Below are 15,398 nucleotides of genomic sequence, written 5' to 3'. Positions count from 1 at the left end.
TCGCGCAAGCAATGACGCGCCGACGACAAGATACATGGGAGCGAGCGATGTCCGGGACGAAAGATTTCTCGACGACGAGGCGCGATCTTCTTCAGGCGGCTGCGACCGCCGGCGCCGCAACTGCCATCCTCGGCAGCATGGGCATAAACCCCGCGCTTGCAGCCGCGGTCGGACGAAGCGAAAAGCCGCTGAAGGCGGCCTTTTCCAACGCAGGCCTGCAGGCGACCTGGTGCGCGCAAGGCAAGCAGGCCGCGGAATTCTGGGGCAAGCTGTTCAACGTCGAAGTCACCTGGTTCGACGGCCAGCTCGATGCGGTGAAGCAGCGCGCGGCGATCGACAACATGGCCTCGCAGAAATGGGACTTCGTCGCGATCCAGGCCTTCGGCATCGGCACCCTCACCCAGCCGGTGCAGAAGATGATCGACGCCGGCACGCCCGTCATCGACATGGACACGCTGATCGCGCCGCTCGACCAGATCAACGTCCACTCCTTCCTCGCCCCCGACAACGAGTTCATGGGCGCGTCCGTGACGCAGGCGCTGTGCAACGCGATGGGCGGCAAGGGCAAGATCATCATGACCCAAGGCGCGCTCGGACACACCGGCGCACAAGGACGCGCCAAGGGCTTCAACTCGGTGGTCAAGCAATTCCCCGGGGTCGAGGTGCTCGACACCCAGCCGGCCGACTGGGACGTCTCCAAGACCGCCCGCCTCTGGGAAACCTACCTGACGAAATACCCGCAGATCGACGCGGCGTTCTTCCACAATGACGACATGGCGCTCGCCGCAGCCAACATCATGAAGGCGCGGGGCCGCACCAATATCCTGATCGGCGGCGTCGACGCCATGCCGCCGGCGATCCAGGCGGTGAGCGAGGGTCGCATGTTCGCGACCGTGCGCAACCCGTCCTGCCGCATCCATGGCGGCGCCATCATCGCGGGCGTCTCCGCCGTGGTCGGCGGCGAGAAGAGCGGACAGGGCATCCCCAAGAACGTCGTTACCGACGGCCCGGTCGTGACCAAGGCCAACGCCGCCGGCATGCAGTGGATGCAGGATCACTTCCTGATCTGAGCCTCCAAGATCTGAACTTTAAGATCTGAACTTTCATGCCTGCGGGACAGCAACCCATCCTGGAGCTCCAGGGCATCACGAAGAGCTTCGGCGGCGTCGAGGCGCTTCGTGGTGTCGACTTCGCGCTCTATCCCGGCGAGATCCATGGTCTCGTCGGCGAGAACGGCGCCGGAAAAAGCACGCTGATGAAGATCATCGCCGGCGTGCACACCGAGTTCTCCGGCCGCTTCCTGATCGACGGCCGGGAAACACATTTCCGCTCGGCGCGCGATGCGCACGCCGCCGGCATCGCCATGGTGCATCAGGAGCTCAGCGTCGCACCCGACCTCACCGTCGCCGAGAACGTCTTCCTGGGCAATCAGCCGACCAACGCCCTCGGCCTCGTCCAATGGCGGCGGATGGCGCGCGAAGCGGGCGAGCAGCTCGCCCGCTTCGGCATCGACGTCGATCCGATGTCCCGGCTCGGCGATCTCCCGATCGGGCTGCAGCAGCTGATCGAGATCGCGCGCGTGCTGTTCTCCGGCGCGCGCATCGTCATCCTGGACGAGCCGACCTCCGCCCTCTCCCCGCCCGAGGTCGAGCGGCTGTTCGCCACTCTCCGGCGGTTGCGCGAGGCTGGCACCAGCATCGTCTTCATCTCGCATTTCATCGAGGACATCCTGCTTGTGTCCGATACGGTCACCGTGTTCCGCAATGGGCGGAAGGTTGCGGAGACGACAAGCGCGGCGACCAGCAAGGGCGCGCTGATCGAAGCCATGATCGGCCGCGGCGGCGAAGCGCTCGAGCACAGCTACACCGATGACCTGATGCTGCCGCAGCCGAGCGACAGCCCGGTCATCCTGAAGGTGGACCAGCTGTCGTTGTCCCGCAGCCTGAAGGACATCTCGTTCGAGGCCCGCGCGGGCGAAGTGCTCGGCATCTACGGCTTCATGGGCTGCGGCCAGCAGGAACTGTCGCGCGTCCTGTTCGGCAAGCTGAAGCCGGATGGCGGCACGCTGGCGGTCGAGGGCACGCCGAGAACCTTCGCCAGCACGGCGGCGGCGCGGCGCGCCGGCGTGGCACTGGTGCCGGAGAGCCGGCGCGACATGCTGTTTCACCAGGAGCCGGTCTACAAGAACATCTCGATCGGCATCCTCGATCGCATCTCCGCGCTGCTGCTCAAGCCGACTGAGGAGCGCGATATCGCGAAGCGCCAGGTCGAGCAGCTGCAGATCCGGCCGCCGGTGGTCGGCCTCGATCTCGGCATGCTCTCGGGCGGCAACCAGCAGAAGGTCGCCCTGGCAAAATGGCTCACCTATCCGCCCAAGCTTCTCGTGCTGTGCGAGCCGACCCGCGGCATGGATGTCGGCGCCAAGAACGACGTCATCAACATCGTCCGCGACCTCCGCGCCAGAGGGCTTGCGATCATCGTGCTGTCGACCGAGCCGGAAACGGTGCTGTCGCTGGCCGACCGCATCCTCGTGCTCAAGCGCGGCGCGGTGGTGCGGGAATTTTCGAACGAGCCGGTCAGCAAGGACCGCCTGCTGGAAGCGGCGTGACGGAGAAGCACAATGGCGAGCAGTGAGACGGCTTTGGCGGCGGGACAGCGGGCGCGCGGGCTGGCGCCCTTCCTGCGCTCGCAGATGCGCAACATCGCACCATTCCTCACCCTGATCTTCCTCTCCGCCTTCTTCGCCTTCGCCAGCCCCTCCTTCGCGACACTCGACAATCTCGGCAACATCCTGACGCAGGTGTCGGTCACCGGCATCATCGCGGTCGGCCTCACCTTCGTGATCCTCTGCGCCGAGATCGACCTCTCCATCGCCAGCATCGCCAACGTCACCGGCATCGCGGTCGCCTACTTCACGCTGCAGGAGTCCTACGTCAACATCGCCAATATCCCCCTGCCCGGCGCGGCTGCGATCATCCTGTCGATCCTGCTCTGCGCCCTGCTCGGCCTCGTCAACGCGCTGGGGCTGACCGTGATCGGCATCCCCTCCTTCATCATGACCCTGGCGATGATGCAGATCGCCGCCGGCATCTCGGCGCTGCTGGTGCGCGGCCAGATCGCCTACAAGGTGCCGAGCCTGATCACGACCCTCGGCTCGGGTTCGATCGGCGGCATCCCCTGGATCGTCATCGTCGCCGCAGTCATGCTGCTCGGCGGCCATCTGGTGCTGACCTACACGCGCTTCGGCCGCTACGTCTACATGGTCGGGGGAAATCGCGAGGCCGCCGAATATTCCGGCCTCAACGTCAAGCTCATCCTCGGTGCGGTCATGGTGATCTCGGCGGTGTGCTCCGGCATCGGCGGCATGCTCGGCGTCGCCCATTTCGGCAGCGCGCAGCAGAACGAGTTCGACACCTATTTGCTCGACTCCATCGCCGCCGTCGTCGTCGGCGGCACCAGCCTGTTCGGCGGCCGCGGCGGCATCGGCAACACCATCGTCGGCCTGTTCGTGCTCGGCGTCCTCAACAACGGCCTCGACCACGTCAACATCGACAGCTTCCTGAAGATCCTGATCCGTGGCCTGATCCTCTTGGCGGCGCTGGTCATCAATGTCTATGCGCAGCGCTTGAGGGAAAAGGCGGCGGAGTAAGGCCGCTGGAGAAGCGGCCATCTCAGGGGGACGGAAGACGGAGTAGCGCGCCCGCGCGCAGGTCCTACTTCTTCACCTTGCTCGCATCCATCTTGATGCTGGGATCCAGCATCTTGGTCGTGAACGCGGTCGTCACGTCGAACGGCTTCTCCATGCCGAGATAGGTCTGGACCAGCTCGTAGTCCTTCTTCATCCGCTCGCCGTCGATCCAGCCGAGACCCTTTGTGGTCGTGAACTCGTCCGTCATCAGGAACTTGATGCGCTCCCACTGGCGCTCCTGGTTCGCTTTGTCGAGGCCGGAGACCTGATCGAGCAGCGCCTTCAGGCAGGGCGTGACGTCGGCGACGCAGGCAGCAAAGGCCTTCTGCGTGACGCGGACGAAATCCTCGACGACCTTCGGGTTCTTCTGCAAGTAAGCACCGTTGACGATCAGCGAGTTGCCGTAAGGATTGAGCCCGATGTCCTTCCAGTTGAGGTAGCCGAGATCGCCTCCGAACTCGATGACCTTCAGGTCGTGCTCGTTGTAGAAGTCGCTGATGATGTCGACGGTGTGGCTCTTCAGCGCCGCGATCTTCGCGGTCGGTCCGACATTGACGAAGCCGACGGAGTCGGGCGCAAGCCCTGCCGCCTTGGCAAAGGCCGGCCACATCACCCGCGAGGCATCGCCGGGGGGATTGCCGATCTTGTGGCCCGCGAAGTCCTTCACCCCGTTCACGCCATAGCTCTTCAGCCAGTAGAAGGTCTGGCCGGTGTTGGCGTAGACGCTCATCACCGCGACGGTGTCGGCGCCCTTGCTCTTGGCCACCAGCATGGTGGCGAGATCGGCGACGCCGAACGGCGAGCCGCCGGAGCCGACCTTGGCGGCGGAGACGCCGGAGCCCTTGCCGGTCTCGATGGTGAGGTCGATCCCCGCCTTCTCGTACCAGCCCTGCGCCTTGGCGAAATAGTACGGCGAGTGATCGGCCGTCGGCGTCCAGTTCAGGATCAGATTGACGGCTTCACCCGCATGCACGGGCACCGCCGGCACACCGAGCCCGAGAGCCAACACCAGGGCCGAGCCCGCCGCCTGCAAACGCTTCATCGCATCTCTCCTCATTGCCGCGACCCGGCTTGTCGCTCTCCCCTTGTGAGGATACCAATGCAACAAGCCCGCCCTCCACTTGTCAACTGTTTGGTTGGAAATGCCCGCAAAACGATCTGGCGACACCGTGCCGCAGCGCCGCGACCCCGTCGCCACCCGCAAGAAGCTCCTGACCGCGGCGCGCCAGGAATTCGCCCGGCACGGCCTTGCGGGCGCCCGTGTCGACGAGATCGCCGAGCGCGCCGGCGTCAACAAGCAGCTCGTCTACCACTATTTCGGCGACAAGGACGCGCTGTACCTCGCCGTGCTCGAATGGGTCTATGAGGACATCCGCGAGCAGGAGCGCAGGCTCAATCTCGAAGGCCTGCCGCCGGAGAAGGCGATCCGCAGGCTGATCGAAGCATCGTTCGACCACCTGGCGGCAAACCCTGATTTCATCGTGCTCTTGAACGACGAGAACCGCGGCGGCGCCCGTCATGTCCGCGGCTCGACCCGGCTGGAAGCGATGCACTCGCCGCTTGTCAAGAGCGTCTCCCACATCCTCAATGAGGGGGTGCGCTCGGGTGTATTCCGCAAGGGGATCGATCCCGTCCAGCTCTATATCTCGATTGCGGGCCTCAGCTATTTCTTCTTCTCCAACACCCCGACGCTGTCGGCGATCTTCGGCAAGGACCTGTCGAGCCGCGCCCAGCGGCGCGCCCGCCGGCGGCACGTCGCCGATCTGGTGCTCCAGTCGCTCCGACCTAATCAACCAACTGGTTGAAACTTCCTTCGAGTCCGGCTAGGCTTGCGACCGGCGGCAGGGTGACCGCAGGCAACAGGGAGCAGTCGGTGGGAGGAGACGGGGCACGCAGCTGGCGCAGCTTTGCGGTCATCCTGATCGTGCACCTCGCCGTGCTCGTGCTGTGGCAGGTCGCGGTCGACGCCTTCCGGGTGCCGAAATTCATCCTGCCCTCGCCGCTTGCGACAATTCAGACATTGGGAACCACGGGCTATGCCTGGGGCGCCAACACGCTGGTGACCGCGGTCGAGATCCTCGGCGGCTTCGCGCTCGGCGCCTTCGTCGGCGTCGCGCTTGCGGTGATCTTCAGCTGGGCGCCGCTGCTCAGCCTCGTGCTGCTACCGCTGTTCGTCACGCTGAACATGATCCCGAAGGTCGCGCTCGGCCCGCTCTTCATCGTCTGGTTCTCCTACGGCATCGTGCCGAACATTCTGATCGCATTCAGCATCTGCTTCTTCCCGATCCTGCTCACCACCGCGCGGGGCCTGCGCGAAGTCGAGCCTGACCTGCTCGATCTCGTCAAATCGCTGCGCGGCTCGCGCTGGACGCTGTTTCGCAAGATCCAGCTGCCGGGATCGCTGCCTTACGTGTTCTCCGGCATGAAGGTCGGCGCCATCCTGGCGGTCGCCGGCGCCATCGTCGGCGAGTTCATCGCCTCCGAGCGCGGGCTCGGCTACCTCATGATCCAGGTGCAGTCCTCGCTCGACACGCCCGCGATGGTGATGGCCGTCGTGCTGCTGACACTGCTCGGCGTCGCTCTCTATGGCCTGGTGCTCGCCCTCGAACGCATGTTCGTGGTCGGCGACGCCAGACAGACCTGAAGACCAAGGACGAACCCATGCTGCTCACCCGCCAGACGCTGCCGAAGACCATTCCCGACATCGCTGCGCTGGACGACCTCCTGTGCCGGCCGAGCCAGGCGCTGATCGACGACATCGAGAAGGTCGAGGGCGACATCATGATCCTCGGCGTCGCCGGCAAGATGGGCCCGACGCTGGCAGGACTTGCGAAGGCCGCGGCGCCCGATCGCCGCATCATCGGCGTCGCCCGCTTCAGCGACGCCGGCGTGAAGGACTGGCTGCATGCGCGCGGCATCGACACGATCAATTGCGACCTGATGGACGAGACGGCGATTGCGGCACTGCCGAAGGCGCCGAACATCGTCTTCATGGCCGGCCGCAAGTTCGGCGCCGAGGGCGATCTGTCGCTGACCTGGGCCATGAACGCGCATGTCCCGGCGCTGGTCGCGCAGGCTTTCCCCTCCTCGCGCATCGTGGCGTTCTCGACCGGCTGCATCTATCCGTTCGTCCCCGTCGACGGCAAAGGCTCGAGCGAGGACATGGCGCCGAACCCGCCCGGCGAATACGCGCAGTCCTGCGTCGGCCGCGAGCGCATGTTCGAATATTTCTCGCGCAGGTTCGGCACGCCGGGGCGGTTGTTCCGCCTCAACTACGCGATCGACATGCGCTACGGCGTGCTGCACGACATCGCGACGAAAGTGCTGACGGGAACACCGATCGACGTCAGCCTCGGCCATGTCAATTTCATCTGGCAGGGCGATGCGTCCTCCCAGGCGCTGCGCTGCCTGGCGCATTGCACGACGCCGACCTCGCCGATCAACGTCAGCGGCCACGAGATCCTCGCGGTGCGCGATCTCGCGGCGAAGTTCGGCGCGAGGTTCGGCCGCGCGCCGGTGCTGACAGGCAAGGAGGAACCGACCGCGTGGCTGACCGACACGTCGAAGGCGGTCGAACTGTTCGGCCTGCCCGTCGTTGACACCGACCAGTTGATCGCCTGGACCGCGGATTGGGTCTCTCGTGCCATGCCTAGCCTCGGCAAGCCCACCAAATACGAGGTGCGCGATGGTCGCTACTGACGGGCCGCGCATCGTCCGGCTCGGCGTCGAGGACGCCGCGGCGGGCCTCGTGCTCTCGACCGAAGCGCACTGGAACCAGACGATCGAGGACTGGCGCTTCTTCCTGAGCGAAGGCTTCGTGTTCGGCATCCGCGACGGCGCACGGCTGGCCGCAACCGCGGCGCTGCTGCCCTATTCCGGCAACAATGCGTGGATCAGCATGGTGCTGGTGACGGAAAGCCATCGCCGCCGCGGTCTGGCCACGAAGCTCGTCGATGCCTGCCTCGATACGGCCCGCAAGGAGAGGCTGACGTGCTGGCTCGATGCGACGCCTGACGGCGCCAAGGTCTACGGTCCGCTCGGCTTCATCCCGACTTCGCAATTGCGCCGCCTGAAGCTGGTGAGCCCCGGCCATGCGGGCACGATGCCTGCGCCGGCGACGCTGGACGCGCTTTGCTTGCGCGATCTCCGGGCCACGGGATTGGATCGAACCGCCCTGCTCTCCGCCTTCGCGCAACGGTCTGGTTCGCGCATCGTGGCGGGCGACGGGTCGATCGCCCTGGTACGGGACGGCCGAACAGCGCGTCATATCGGGCCCCTCTTTGCGGATGACACCGCCGCCGCCCTGAACCTGGTCGATGCGATCGCATGCTCGGAGACCGGACCGGTGCTGCTCGATGCCGTCGCTTCCAGCGGCGCGTTCCTGGACGGCCTCTCCGTCGCCGGCTGGACCATCGAACGCCCCTTCCAACGCATGCGTCTCGGCTCCGCCACCGCCATGGCCGGGGAAATGCCATTCGCAGTCGCCGGCCCCGAATTTGGATAGGACATCATGCACCACAGCCAGATCAACAGCGACGTCCGCAAGCTGATCGCAGACGGCACCGTGCTGCCGGCGCATCCCCTCGCGCTGACCGCCGAGCGACAGCTCGACAGGACGCATCAGCGTGCGCTGACGCGCTATTACCTCGACGCCGGCTCGGGCGGCCTTGCGGTCGGCGTCCACACCACGCAATTCGCGATCCGTGACGTCGGCCTCTACCGTCCCGTGCTCGAGCTCGCCGCCGAGACCGCAGCACACTGGACCAGGCGGCCGCTGGCACTGGTCGCGGGCCTGGCCGGCCCCACGCGGCAGGCAATTGCCGAGGCCCGCACCGCGCGCGACATCGGCTATCATGCGGGCCTGCTCAGCCTCGCCGCGATGAAGAGCGCCTCCGAGGACGAGATCATCGCGCATTGCACGTCCGTGGCCGCCGAAATTCCGCTGGTCGGCTTCTACCTTCAGCCGGCCGTCGGCGGCGTCGTCCTGTCGAGCCGGTTCTGGCAGCGCTTCGCCTCGATCGACAACGTCATTGCGATCAAGATCGCGCCGTTCAACCGCTACAGAACTCTCGACGTGCTGCGCGGCGTCGCGGCCGCCGGCGCACTCGACCGCGTCGCGCTCTACACCGGCAATGACGACCACATCCTGCTCGACCTGACGCTGCCGTTCGATCTCCGCGACAAGGGCGTCACCACCCGCACCTACTTCAAGGGTGGCCTGCTCGGCCACTGGTCGGTCTGGACCGCGAGCGCCATCAGGCAGTTCGAACGCTGCAAGGCAGCGCGGCACAAGGAGGCCGTGTCGGCCGACCTGCTGGCGCTCGATGCCCGCGTCACCGATTGCAACAGCGCCTTCTTCGATGTCGCCAACCATTTTCACGGCTGCATCGCCGGCTGCCACGAAGTGCTTCGGCGCCAGGGCCTGATGAAAGGCTTGTGGTGCCTCGATCCGAACGAAGGCCTCAGCCCCGGCCAGAAGGAGGAGATCGACCGCGTCTGCCGCGAGCACGCCGACCTCAGCGACGATGCCTTCGTCGCCGCAAACCTCGGCAAATGGCTGGCATGAGCTCAGACCCCTTCATCAGCCTGCAAGGCGTGCGAAAAGTTTATCGCAGCGGCGGCGCGGAATTTCTCGCGGTGTCCGACGTCACCATGGACGTGCAGGAAGGCGAATTGGTCTCGCTGGTCGGCCCCTCCGGCTGCGGCAAGACCACGGTGATGAAGATCCTGGCCGGCCTGCATGGCGCCGACGGCGGCACCGTCAGGATAGGCAATGCCAGGAGCCCGTTCGACCCCAGCCGCGACATCGGCATGGTGTTCCAGCAGGCCTTGTTGCTGAAGTGGCGCACGATCCTCGACAACGTGCTGCTGCCGGCCGAGATCGTGGGACTGCCGATGAAGGCCGCGCGCGAGCGGGCGCGCGACCTGCTCAGCCTCGTCGGGCTCGCCGGCTACGAGCAGAAATATCCGCAGCAGCTGTCCGGCGGCATGCAGCAGCGCACCGCGATCGCGCGCGCCTTCATTCACGATCCAAAACTGATCCTGATGGACGAGCCGTTCGGCGCGCTGGACGCGCTGACCCGCGAGCAGATGAATCTGGAGATGCTGCGGATCTGGCGCGAGAGCGGCAAGACCATCATCTTCGTCACGCACTCGATCCAGGAAGCCGTCTTCCTGTCCTCGCACTGCGCCGTGCTGACGGCGGGCCCGGCGAAGATGGCCGACTATTTCGCGATCGACCTGCCCTTCCCGCGCGACCTTCCGCTGAAGACGACGGATGCGTTCGGTGCCTATGCAAGGCGCATCTATGCGAAGCTCGGCTTGGGCGCGGCGTGAGACACCGCGCCCCCGTTGTTGCGCTCAGGTCTTGTTGCGCATCTTGCTGAGCAGATAGTTGTCGTAGAAGTTCTCGGCGATCTGCGTGTAGAACAGCAGCTCCTTCATATACGCATCGTGGCTCTCCTTGGTCCGCTTGAACAGGTCGCTCTTGGCGGCGAGCTCGTTCAGGTGGTCCTGGGTCGCGTTGTAGCAGGCCTCCAGCACCGGCTGCGGGAACGCCTTCAGCTCCGCGCCGTTGGCGATCAATCGCTTCAGCGCGGCAGGATTCACGCTGTCATACTTTTCGAGCATCCAGGCGCCGGCCGCCGTGCCCGCCTGGTTGACGATCGCCTGATATTGCTTCGGCAGCGAAGCCCATTTCTCGTCATTGACGATCATGTGCAGCATGGCGCCGCCTTCCCACCAGCCCGGGAAATAGTAGTACTTGGCGACCTTCTGGAAACCGAGCTTCTCGTCGTCATAGGGACCGACGAACTCGACCGCGTCGATCGTGCCCTTCTCCAGTGCCGGATAGATGTCGCCACCCGCGATCTGCTGCGGGACAACCCCGAGCCGTGCCAGCACGTGGCCGCCCATGCCGGCGATGCGGAATTTGAGACCCTTGAGGTCGTCGACGGTCTTGATCTCCTTGCGGAACCAGCCGCCCATCTGCGTGCCGGAATTGCCGCAGAGGATGGCATGCGCCTTGAAAGGCTTGAGCGCCTCGTTGGTGAGGTCGGCGCCGCCGCCGAAGTGCCACCACGATTCCTGATGGCGATGGTTCATGCCGAACGGCGCGCCGGTGGCATAGGCGAGCGCCGGCTCCTTGCCGATGTAGAAATAGAGCGGGGTCTGCGCCATCTCCACCGATGCGGTGCTGACGGCATCGAGCGCCTGCAAGCCCGGAACGATCTCGCCGGCCGCAAAGGTCTGGATCTGGAATTTGTTGTCGGTGGCCTCAGCGATGTATTTCGCAAAGGTCTGCGCCGTGCCGTAGATGGTGTCGAGCGACTTCGGGAAGCTCGAGGTCAGACGCCACTTGATCTCGGGCGCGCTCTGCGCGATCGCGGGTGCAGCTACCAGCGTCGTGGCGCCGGCGACTGCGCCGCCCCTGAGGAATGTACGGCGTTTCATGATGTGGACTCTCCCTGGAAGTAAGTTTCAAACATATGGGCTTTGTGGCGACGGCCTTCGCTGACCGTTGCCCGTTCCTATAGCGGAGTTCAAGTTGCGAGGAGAAGGCCTGTACGGAACTCTCAGAGCAGCTTTGCGCTCACGAACAGCGCGCGAACGGCGTTGGTCGCCTGCACCGCCAGCATGGCGTTACCGGCGGCGCCTTCCAGAGCCGCGACGGCGTCCTCGTGCAGGGAGCGAAATTCCATCCACTCGACCGACTTGAAGTTGGTGAGGAATTGATAGGCTTGACCGACGGTCGCGATCGCCAACGTGTCACCGTTCAGCTTGATCTTGAATGTCGTGCGCAGCGGGGTCTCGGAACTTGATGGATCACTCATGGGCTGCTTCTGGACGAGGACGGCTTAACGAAGGGGAAACGGCAGCCCCGCCGTCGCAGGCAAATGTCAGGAATCGGTGCTCGCGCGCTGCGAAGCAGTCGCCGCCCCGCGCAGGTTCGGCACTACGACCAGGCGGTTGAACTCGCCATTGTCGTAGGCCTTGAGGAAGCGATCGTAGTCCTTGATCGAAACGCAGCCGTTGGAATCGCCGCGCGGCCCGAGCATGTAATTGTGCGTGAGCAGGCCGACGCGGCCAAGCGCGCTGGTGCCCTCAGTCGGCGTCATGCGCAGCGCCCGGACGCCGTGGAACAACTTTTCGCGCGGCTTGAGGTCGTAGGTCGCCGGCGGCGTCGCGCCAACCATGCGCTGATCGACATGGTCGGGGTCATCCATCAGCGCGCCCATGCCGGAATGGGCCTCCAGCGCCATGCCGTTCGGCAAATAGACCGCCTTGGCCGAGATGTCATACACCGCCGTCCGCGAATCGTAGCCGAGCGCGGCCAGGTCGGGCGCCTTGGCGAACAGGCCGTCGCCGGGGGTCAGCGATGCCAGCCTGATCTTGTCGGTGAATTTTTCGAAGAAGTTGCGGTTGTCGACCCTGGGGTTGGTCTCGGCATAGGCCTGGCTGGAAGCGATCTGGGCGGACAAGTCCGCCTGCGCCGGGCGCGAGCGCGGCATCGGGACGGCGTCCGCACGTTGCGAGGGCCTCGTCTCATCAACCGCGTGCCGGTCGTCTTCGGTCAGGGTCGAACGCCAATCGTCGCCCTGGAGCTTCTGGGCCAGCATCGCCTTGGCGTCGCGGAGCTTGAGCTGGACCGCATTCAGGGCGGAACGCTCCAGCGTCCGCAGGCCGAACTCCCGGGCCGCCGGATTGCCGGACGCAGAAGCGAAACGGTCGGCAAAGGAAGGGGTATTGGCCGGCGGCAGCGAGGCGGTGACCAGCGGGGACGAATCGCCCAAATGCGATGTCCCGATGTCCGCGACCCAGGCGGCGGCGCCCAGCGCCAGCGCGACGGCAGCCAGAGACAGCAAAACGCGCTCCGCCCGCCCGACACGGCGGCGCGACAACAGCCTCTCGGCGTGTGCTGCGTCGGAAACCATCAGATCCCCAAATCGACCCCCGGGGGGCACCCACCCCCTACCCGGAGACTCTATACCAGCTACCACATTGGGAGCCAAAAGTTAGGCATAATCGCGGCCGGCAAGCCTCCTAAAGGTATCGAATGACCGATCCCTTCGATCTCAACCGCTTTGTCCGCGCCCAGGACCCCGTTTATCGCGACATTCAGGGCGAGCTGGCCCGGGGCCGAAAGCAGACTCACTGGATGTGGTTCACCTTCCCGCAGGTCGCAGGCCTCGGCTTCAGCACCATGTCGCAGCGCTACGCCATCGGGTCCCGCGAGGAGGCCGAGGCCTATCTCGCCCACCCCGTGCTCGGGGGGCGCCTGATCGAATGTACGAGGCTCGTGCTCGCCGTCGAAGGCCGAACCATCAACGCGATCCTCGGCGCACCGGATGACGCCAAATTCCATTCGTCGATGACGCTGTTCGGCGCGGTGTCCGACGAGCCGGTTTTCGATCGGGCGATTGCCCGATATTTTGCGGGCGAACGCGACGGCGCCGCGCTGGAGATCCTGTCGAGGCTCGACCGCGCATCCGGCCGAGTTGGCCGCCAGGGAGCGTAAACCCAGGATTAACACGGGCACCATATCTTCCGTGCAAATTGAACTCTCTTTCACGCCCATTGCCGGACAGATCATGAAAATCGGTACGCTCCTGACCAGCGCCATCGTCTCGCTCTCGACCGTCGGCGGCGGCCTCGCCGTCTACGTTGCCGTGACCAAGTACCAGACGATCGAACGGATCAGCGAAGCCGAGGGCCGGCTGGCCATTGTCCGCGCCGTCAGCGACATTCCGCGTTACCTCAATCCCGAGCGGGGCTTTTCCACCAACATCCTCTATGGCCCCGCCACCGTCGACCCGGCCCAGCTCGCCCAGCAGGACAGGCTGCGCAAGTCGACCGACGGCGCGCGCCAGCGGATGAATGCGCTGCGCAAGGAACTGCCCGGCTCGCTCGACGACGGCAACACGATCGGCAGCAGCATCGATGGCATCAATGCGAAGTTCACCGGACTACGCGACGCGATCGACAAGGCAATCGCGGGGCCTGCGGACGCGCGCAAGGACGCGGCCCGCAAGGTCGTCGCCGACAATGCCGTGCTCAACGCCGACGTCACGGCGCTGCTGAACGAGCAGGTTCGCCGCATGGCGCTTCTCAATGGCGATGCCTACCGCCAGGCCAATTACGCCAACATCGCCATGACGCTGCGCGACATCGGCGGCCTCAATGCCAGCGTGCACAAGAACCTCGTCGGCGGCAAGAAGGTCGCAACCGACGCCGAGAAGGCCGACGTCGCCCGCATGCAGGGCCGCAGCGACCAGATCGTGATGGCGCTGATGGAGCTGCGCGGCAATCCGGCGACGCCCGCCAATGTCGGCGCCGCACTGGAGACGATGAATTCGCGCTACGTCGAGGAATTCGGCCGCGAGCTCAAGATGGTCAAGGACGGTGCCGTCAGCGGCAAGTATGAGCACGACGTCGACACCTATTACGCGGCGTCGCAAAAGGGTCTCGGCTCCATCATCGGCGTTCGCGATGCGTTCTATGACAACGCCGAGCAAATCCTCGCCGGCGCTTCCTCCGCCGCGCGCACCAGCTTCACCATCGCGCTCGGCGGCCTCCTCGCCGTGCTGATCGCCAGCGCCGGCCTGATCGTGATGGTCCGCCGCCGCGTCTGCGCTCCGATCGTCGGCCTGACCGCGCGCATGACACAGCTTGCCGATGGTGACGTTGCCGGCGAGATCCCCGGCTCCGAGCGCTCCGATGAGATCGGCGCGATGGCGGCGGCGGTTCAGGTCTTCAAGGACAACATGATCCGGGCTGACCGGCTCGCCGCCGAGAAGCAGGCCGAGAACGACGGCAAGATGCGCCGCGCGCAGGCGCTCGACGAGCTCACCCGCGCCTTCGAGGCCAAGGTCACCGAGCTGGTCGGCGGACTGTCCCAGGCCTCCGCGACCATGGAAAGCACCGCGCAGTCGATGACCTCGACCGCGGCCCAGACCAACAGCCAGGCCGCGGTGGTCGCCGCCGCCTCCGAACAGACCTCGACCAACGTGCAGACCGTCGCCAGCGCCACCGAAGAGCTGACCTCCTCGATCTCCGAGATTGGCCGCCAGGTCGCCCAAAGCACCGAGATCGCGGCCCGCGCCGTCGACAATGCCCGCCGCACCGGCGATACCGCGCGTGCGCTTGCCGAGGGCGCCCAGAAGATCGGCGACGTCGTCACGCTGATCCAGAGCATCGCCGAGCAGACCAACCTGCTCGCCCTGAACGCGACCATCGAGGCCGCCCGTGCCGGCGATGCCGGCCGCGGCTTTGCCGTGGTCGCCTCCGAAGTGAAGTCGCTGGCCGGCCAGACCGCCAAAGCCACCACCGAGATCTCCGAGCAGATCACGGCGATCCAGACCGCGAGCGACGAGACCGTGGCCGCGATCCGCAACGTCGCCGACGTCATCGCCGAGATCGACCAGATCGGCACCGCGATCGCCGCCGCGATCGAGGAACAGGGCTCAGCCACCAAGGAGATCGCCCGCAGCGTCCAGGAGGCCGCGCGCGGCACCCAGGAGGTCAACAGCAACATCTCCGGCGTGCAACGTGCCGCCGACGACACGGGAGCCGCCGCGAGGGAAGTGCTGGGCGCCGCCGAGCAGCTCTCGTCGCAGTCACGCGATCTCGCCGGACAGTTCGACCGCTTCCTCGGCGAGGTCAGGGCCGCTTAAGGCATGATCCGGAAAAGTGCGCAGCGGTTTTCCGAAAA

The 15,398-nt window shown here is 65.7% G+C and carries 15 protein-coding genes; 11 read left to right on the top strand and 4 right to left on the bottom strand.

Annotated elements, in window-relative coordinates:
* Positions 1-47 precede the first annotated feature (47 nt).
* The 3 genes from IC50_RS06990 to IC50_RS06980 are packed head-to-tail and all read left to right on the top strand — an operon-like array spanning position 48 to position 3,649.
* Positions 48-1,070: a sugar ABC transporter substrate-binding protein gene (locus tag IC50_RS06990; protein ID WP_035702217.1), complete on the top strand. Its 1,023-nt coding sequence runs from the start codon at positions 48-50 to the stop codon at positions 1,068-1,070.
* Between the two features lie 35 nt (positions 1,071-1,105).
* Positions 1,106-2,608, top strand: coding sequence for a sugar ABC transporter ATP-binding protein (locus IC50_RS06985; protein WP_035702215.1), 1,503 nt, complete (start codon positions 1,106-1,108; stop codon positions 2,606-2,608).
* A 12-nt stretch (positions 2,609-2,620) separates the two neighbouring features.
* On the top strand, positions 2,621-3,649 hold the full coding sequence (locus IC50_RS06980; protein ID WP_035702214.1) for an ABC transporter permease: 1,029 nt from the start codon (positions 2,621-2,623) through the stop codon (positions 3,647-3,649).
* Between the two features lie 64 nt (positions 3,650-3,713).
* On the opposite strand, the gene IC50_RS06975 is transcribed toward IC50_RS06980, so the two are convergent.
* Positions 3,714-4,730 carry an ABC transporter substrate-binding protein gene (locus IC50_RS06975; protein WP_035702212.1) on the bottom strand — a complete coding sequence of 339 codons (1,017 nt, stop codon included), beginning with the start codon at positions 4,728-4,730 and terminating at the stop codon, positions 3,714-3,716.
* 100 nt (positions 4,731-4,830) lie between these two features.
* Between IC50_RS06975 and IC50_RS06970 the strand changes: the two genes are divergently transcribed.
* The 6 genes from IC50_RS06970 (at position 4,831) to IC50_RS06945 (ending at position 10,024) form a co-directional block, all read left to right on the top strand.
* Positions 4,831-5,493, top strand: a complete 663-nt coding sequence (locus IC50_RS06970; protein ID WP_035702266.1) for a TetR family transcriptional regulator — start codon at positions 4,831-4,833, stop codon at positions 5,491-5,493.
* A gap of 68 nt (positions 5,494-5,561) precedes the next feature.
* On the top strand, positions 5,562-6,332 hold the full coding sequence (locus IC50_RS06965; protein ID WP_035702263.1) for an ABC transporter permease: 771 nt from the start codon (positions 5,562-5,564) through the stop codon (positions 6,330-6,332).
* Positions 6,333-6,349: 17 nt separating this feature from the next.
* On the top strand, positions 6,350-7,387 hold the full coding sequence (locus IC50_RS06960; protein WP_035702211.1) for an NAD-dependent epimerase/dehydratase family protein: 1,038 nt from the start codon (positions 6,350-6,352) through the stop codon (positions 7,385-7,387).
* Positions 7,374-8,192, top strand: a complete 819-nt coding sequence (locus IC50_RS06955) for a GNAT family N-acetyltransferase (protein WP_035702209.1) — start codon at positions 7,374-7,376, stop codon at positions 8,190-8,192. The genes IC50_RS06960 and IC50_RS06955 overlap by 14 nt, the downstream gene beginning before the upstream one ends.
* Before the next feature lie 6 nt (positions 8,193-8,198).
* Complete coding sequence (locus IC50_RS06950) at positions 8,199-9,254, top strand: dihydrodipicolinate synthase family protein (protein ID WP_035702207.1); 1,056 nt, start codon at positions 8,199-8,201, stop codon at positions 9,252-9,254.
* Positions 9,242-10,024: an ABC transporter ATP-binding protein gene (locus IC50_RS06945; protein ID WP_035702206.1), complete on the top strand. Its 783-nt coding sequence runs from the start codon at positions 9,242-9,244 to the stop codon at positions 10,022-10,024. The genes IC50_RS06950 and IC50_RS06945 overlap by 13 nt, the downstream gene beginning before the upstream one ends.
* Positions 10,025-10,048: 24 nt before the next feature.
* Here the strand turns inward: IC50_RS06945 and IC50_RS06940 are convergent, their stop codons facing one another.
* The 3 genes from IC50_RS06940 to IC50_RS06930 all read right to left on the bottom strand — a co-directional run bounded on the left by IC50_RS06940 (position 10,049) and on the right by IC50_RS06930 (position 12,552).
* Entirely contained in the window at positions 10,049-11,140 is a 1,092-nt protein-coding gene (locus IC50_RS06940) for a TRAP transporter substrate-binding protein (RefSeq protein ID WP_035702204.1), read from the bottom strand.
* A gap of 122 nt (positions 11,141-11,262) precedes the next feature.
* Positions 11,263-11,520 carry a hypothetical protein gene (locus tag IC50_RS06935; protein WP_024338019.1) on the bottom strand — a complete coding sequence of 86 codons (258 nt, stop codon included), beginning with the start codon at positions 11,518-11,520 and terminating at the stop codon, positions 11,263-11,265.
* A 66-nt stretch (positions 11,521-11,586) separates the two neighbouring features.
* Complete coding sequence (locus IC50_RS06930) at positions 11,587-12,552, bottom strand: DUF2778 domain-containing protein (protein ID WP_035702260.1); 966 nt, start codon at positions 12,550-12,552, stop codon at positions 11,587-11,589.
* Between the two features lie 191 nt (positions 12,553-12,743).
* Here IC50_RS06930 and IC50_RS06925 point away from each other — a divergent pair, with 191 nt between their 5' ends.
* The gene (locus tag IC50_RS06925) at positions 12,744-13,205 is read left to right on the top strand and encodes a DUF1810 domain-containing protein (protein WP_035702203.1); all 462 of its coding nucleotides are present in this window, start codon (positions 12,744-12,746) and stop codon (positions 13,203-13,205) included.
* 73 nt (positions 13,206-13,278) lie between these two features.
* Positions 13,279-15,360: a methyl-accepting chemotaxis protein gene (locus IC50_RS06920; protein ID WP_035702201.1), complete on the top strand. Its 2,082-nt coding sequence runs from the start codon at positions 13,279-13,281 to the stop codon at positions 15,358-15,360.
* Positions 15,361-15,398 lie beyond the last annotated feature (38 nt).

The organism is Bradyrhizobium genomosp. I (2014) (assembly GCF_000261685.1).
Classification (GTDB): domain Bacteria; phylum Pseudomonadota; class Alphaproteobacteria; order Rhizobiales; family Xanthobacteraceae; genus Bradyrhizobium.
The sequence above is the reverse complement of the archived record's forward strand: the minus strand, read 5'-3'. Positions and strand labels throughout refer to the sequence as shown.

Coding starts and splice junctions, on each gene's coding strand:
- IC50_RS06990 (WP_035702217.1), top strand. CDS start 48: ATGTCCGGGACGAAAGATTTCTCGACGACGAGGCGCGATCTTCTTCAG.
- IC50_RS06985 (WP_035702215.1), top strand. CDS start 1,106: ATGCCTGCGGGACAGCAACCCATCCTGGAGCTCCAGGGCATCACGAAG.
- IC50_RS06980 (WP_035702214.1), top strand. CDS start 2,621: ATGGCGAGCAGTGAGACGGCTTTGGCGGCGGGACAGCGGGCGCGCGGG.
- IC50_RS06975 (WP_035702212.1), bottom strand. CDS start 4,730: ATGAAGCGTTTGCAGGCGGCGGGCTCGGCCCTGGTGTTGGCTCTCGGG.
- IC50_RS06970 (WP_035702266.1), top strand. CDS start 4,831: ATGCCCGCAAAACGATCTGGCGACACCGTGCCGCAGCGCCGCGACCCC.
- IC50_RS06960 (WP_035702211.1), top strand. CDS start 6,350: ATGCTGCTCACCCGCCAGACGCTGCCGAAGACCATTCCCGACATCGCT.
- IC50_RS06955 (WP_035702209.1), top strand. CDS start 7,374: ATGGTCGCTACTGACGGGCCGCGCATCGTCCGGCTCGGCGTCGAGGAC.
- IC50_RS06950 (WP_035702207.1), top strand. CDS start 8,199: ATGCACCACAGCCAGATCAACAGCGACGTCCGCAAGCTGATCGCAGAC.
- IC50_RS06945 (WP_035702206.1), top strand. CDS start 9,242: ATGGCTGGCATGAGCTCAGACCCCTTCATCAGCCTGCAAGGCGTGCGA.
- IC50_RS06940 (WP_035702204.1), bottom strand. CDS start 11,140: ATGAAACGCCGTACATTCCTCAGGGGCGGCGCAGTCGCCGGCGCCACG.
- IC50_RS06935 (WP_024338019.1), bottom strand. CDS start 11,520: ATGAGTGATCCATCAAGTTCCGAGACCCCGCTGCGCACGACATTCAAG.
- IC50_RS06925 (WP_035702203.1), top strand. CDS start 12,744: ATGACCGATCCCTTCGATCTCAACCGCTTTGTCCGCGCCCAGGACCCC.
- IC50_RS06920 (WP_035702201.1), top strand. CDS start 13,279: ATGAAAATCGGTACGCTCCTGACCAGCGCCATCGTCTCGCTCTCGACC.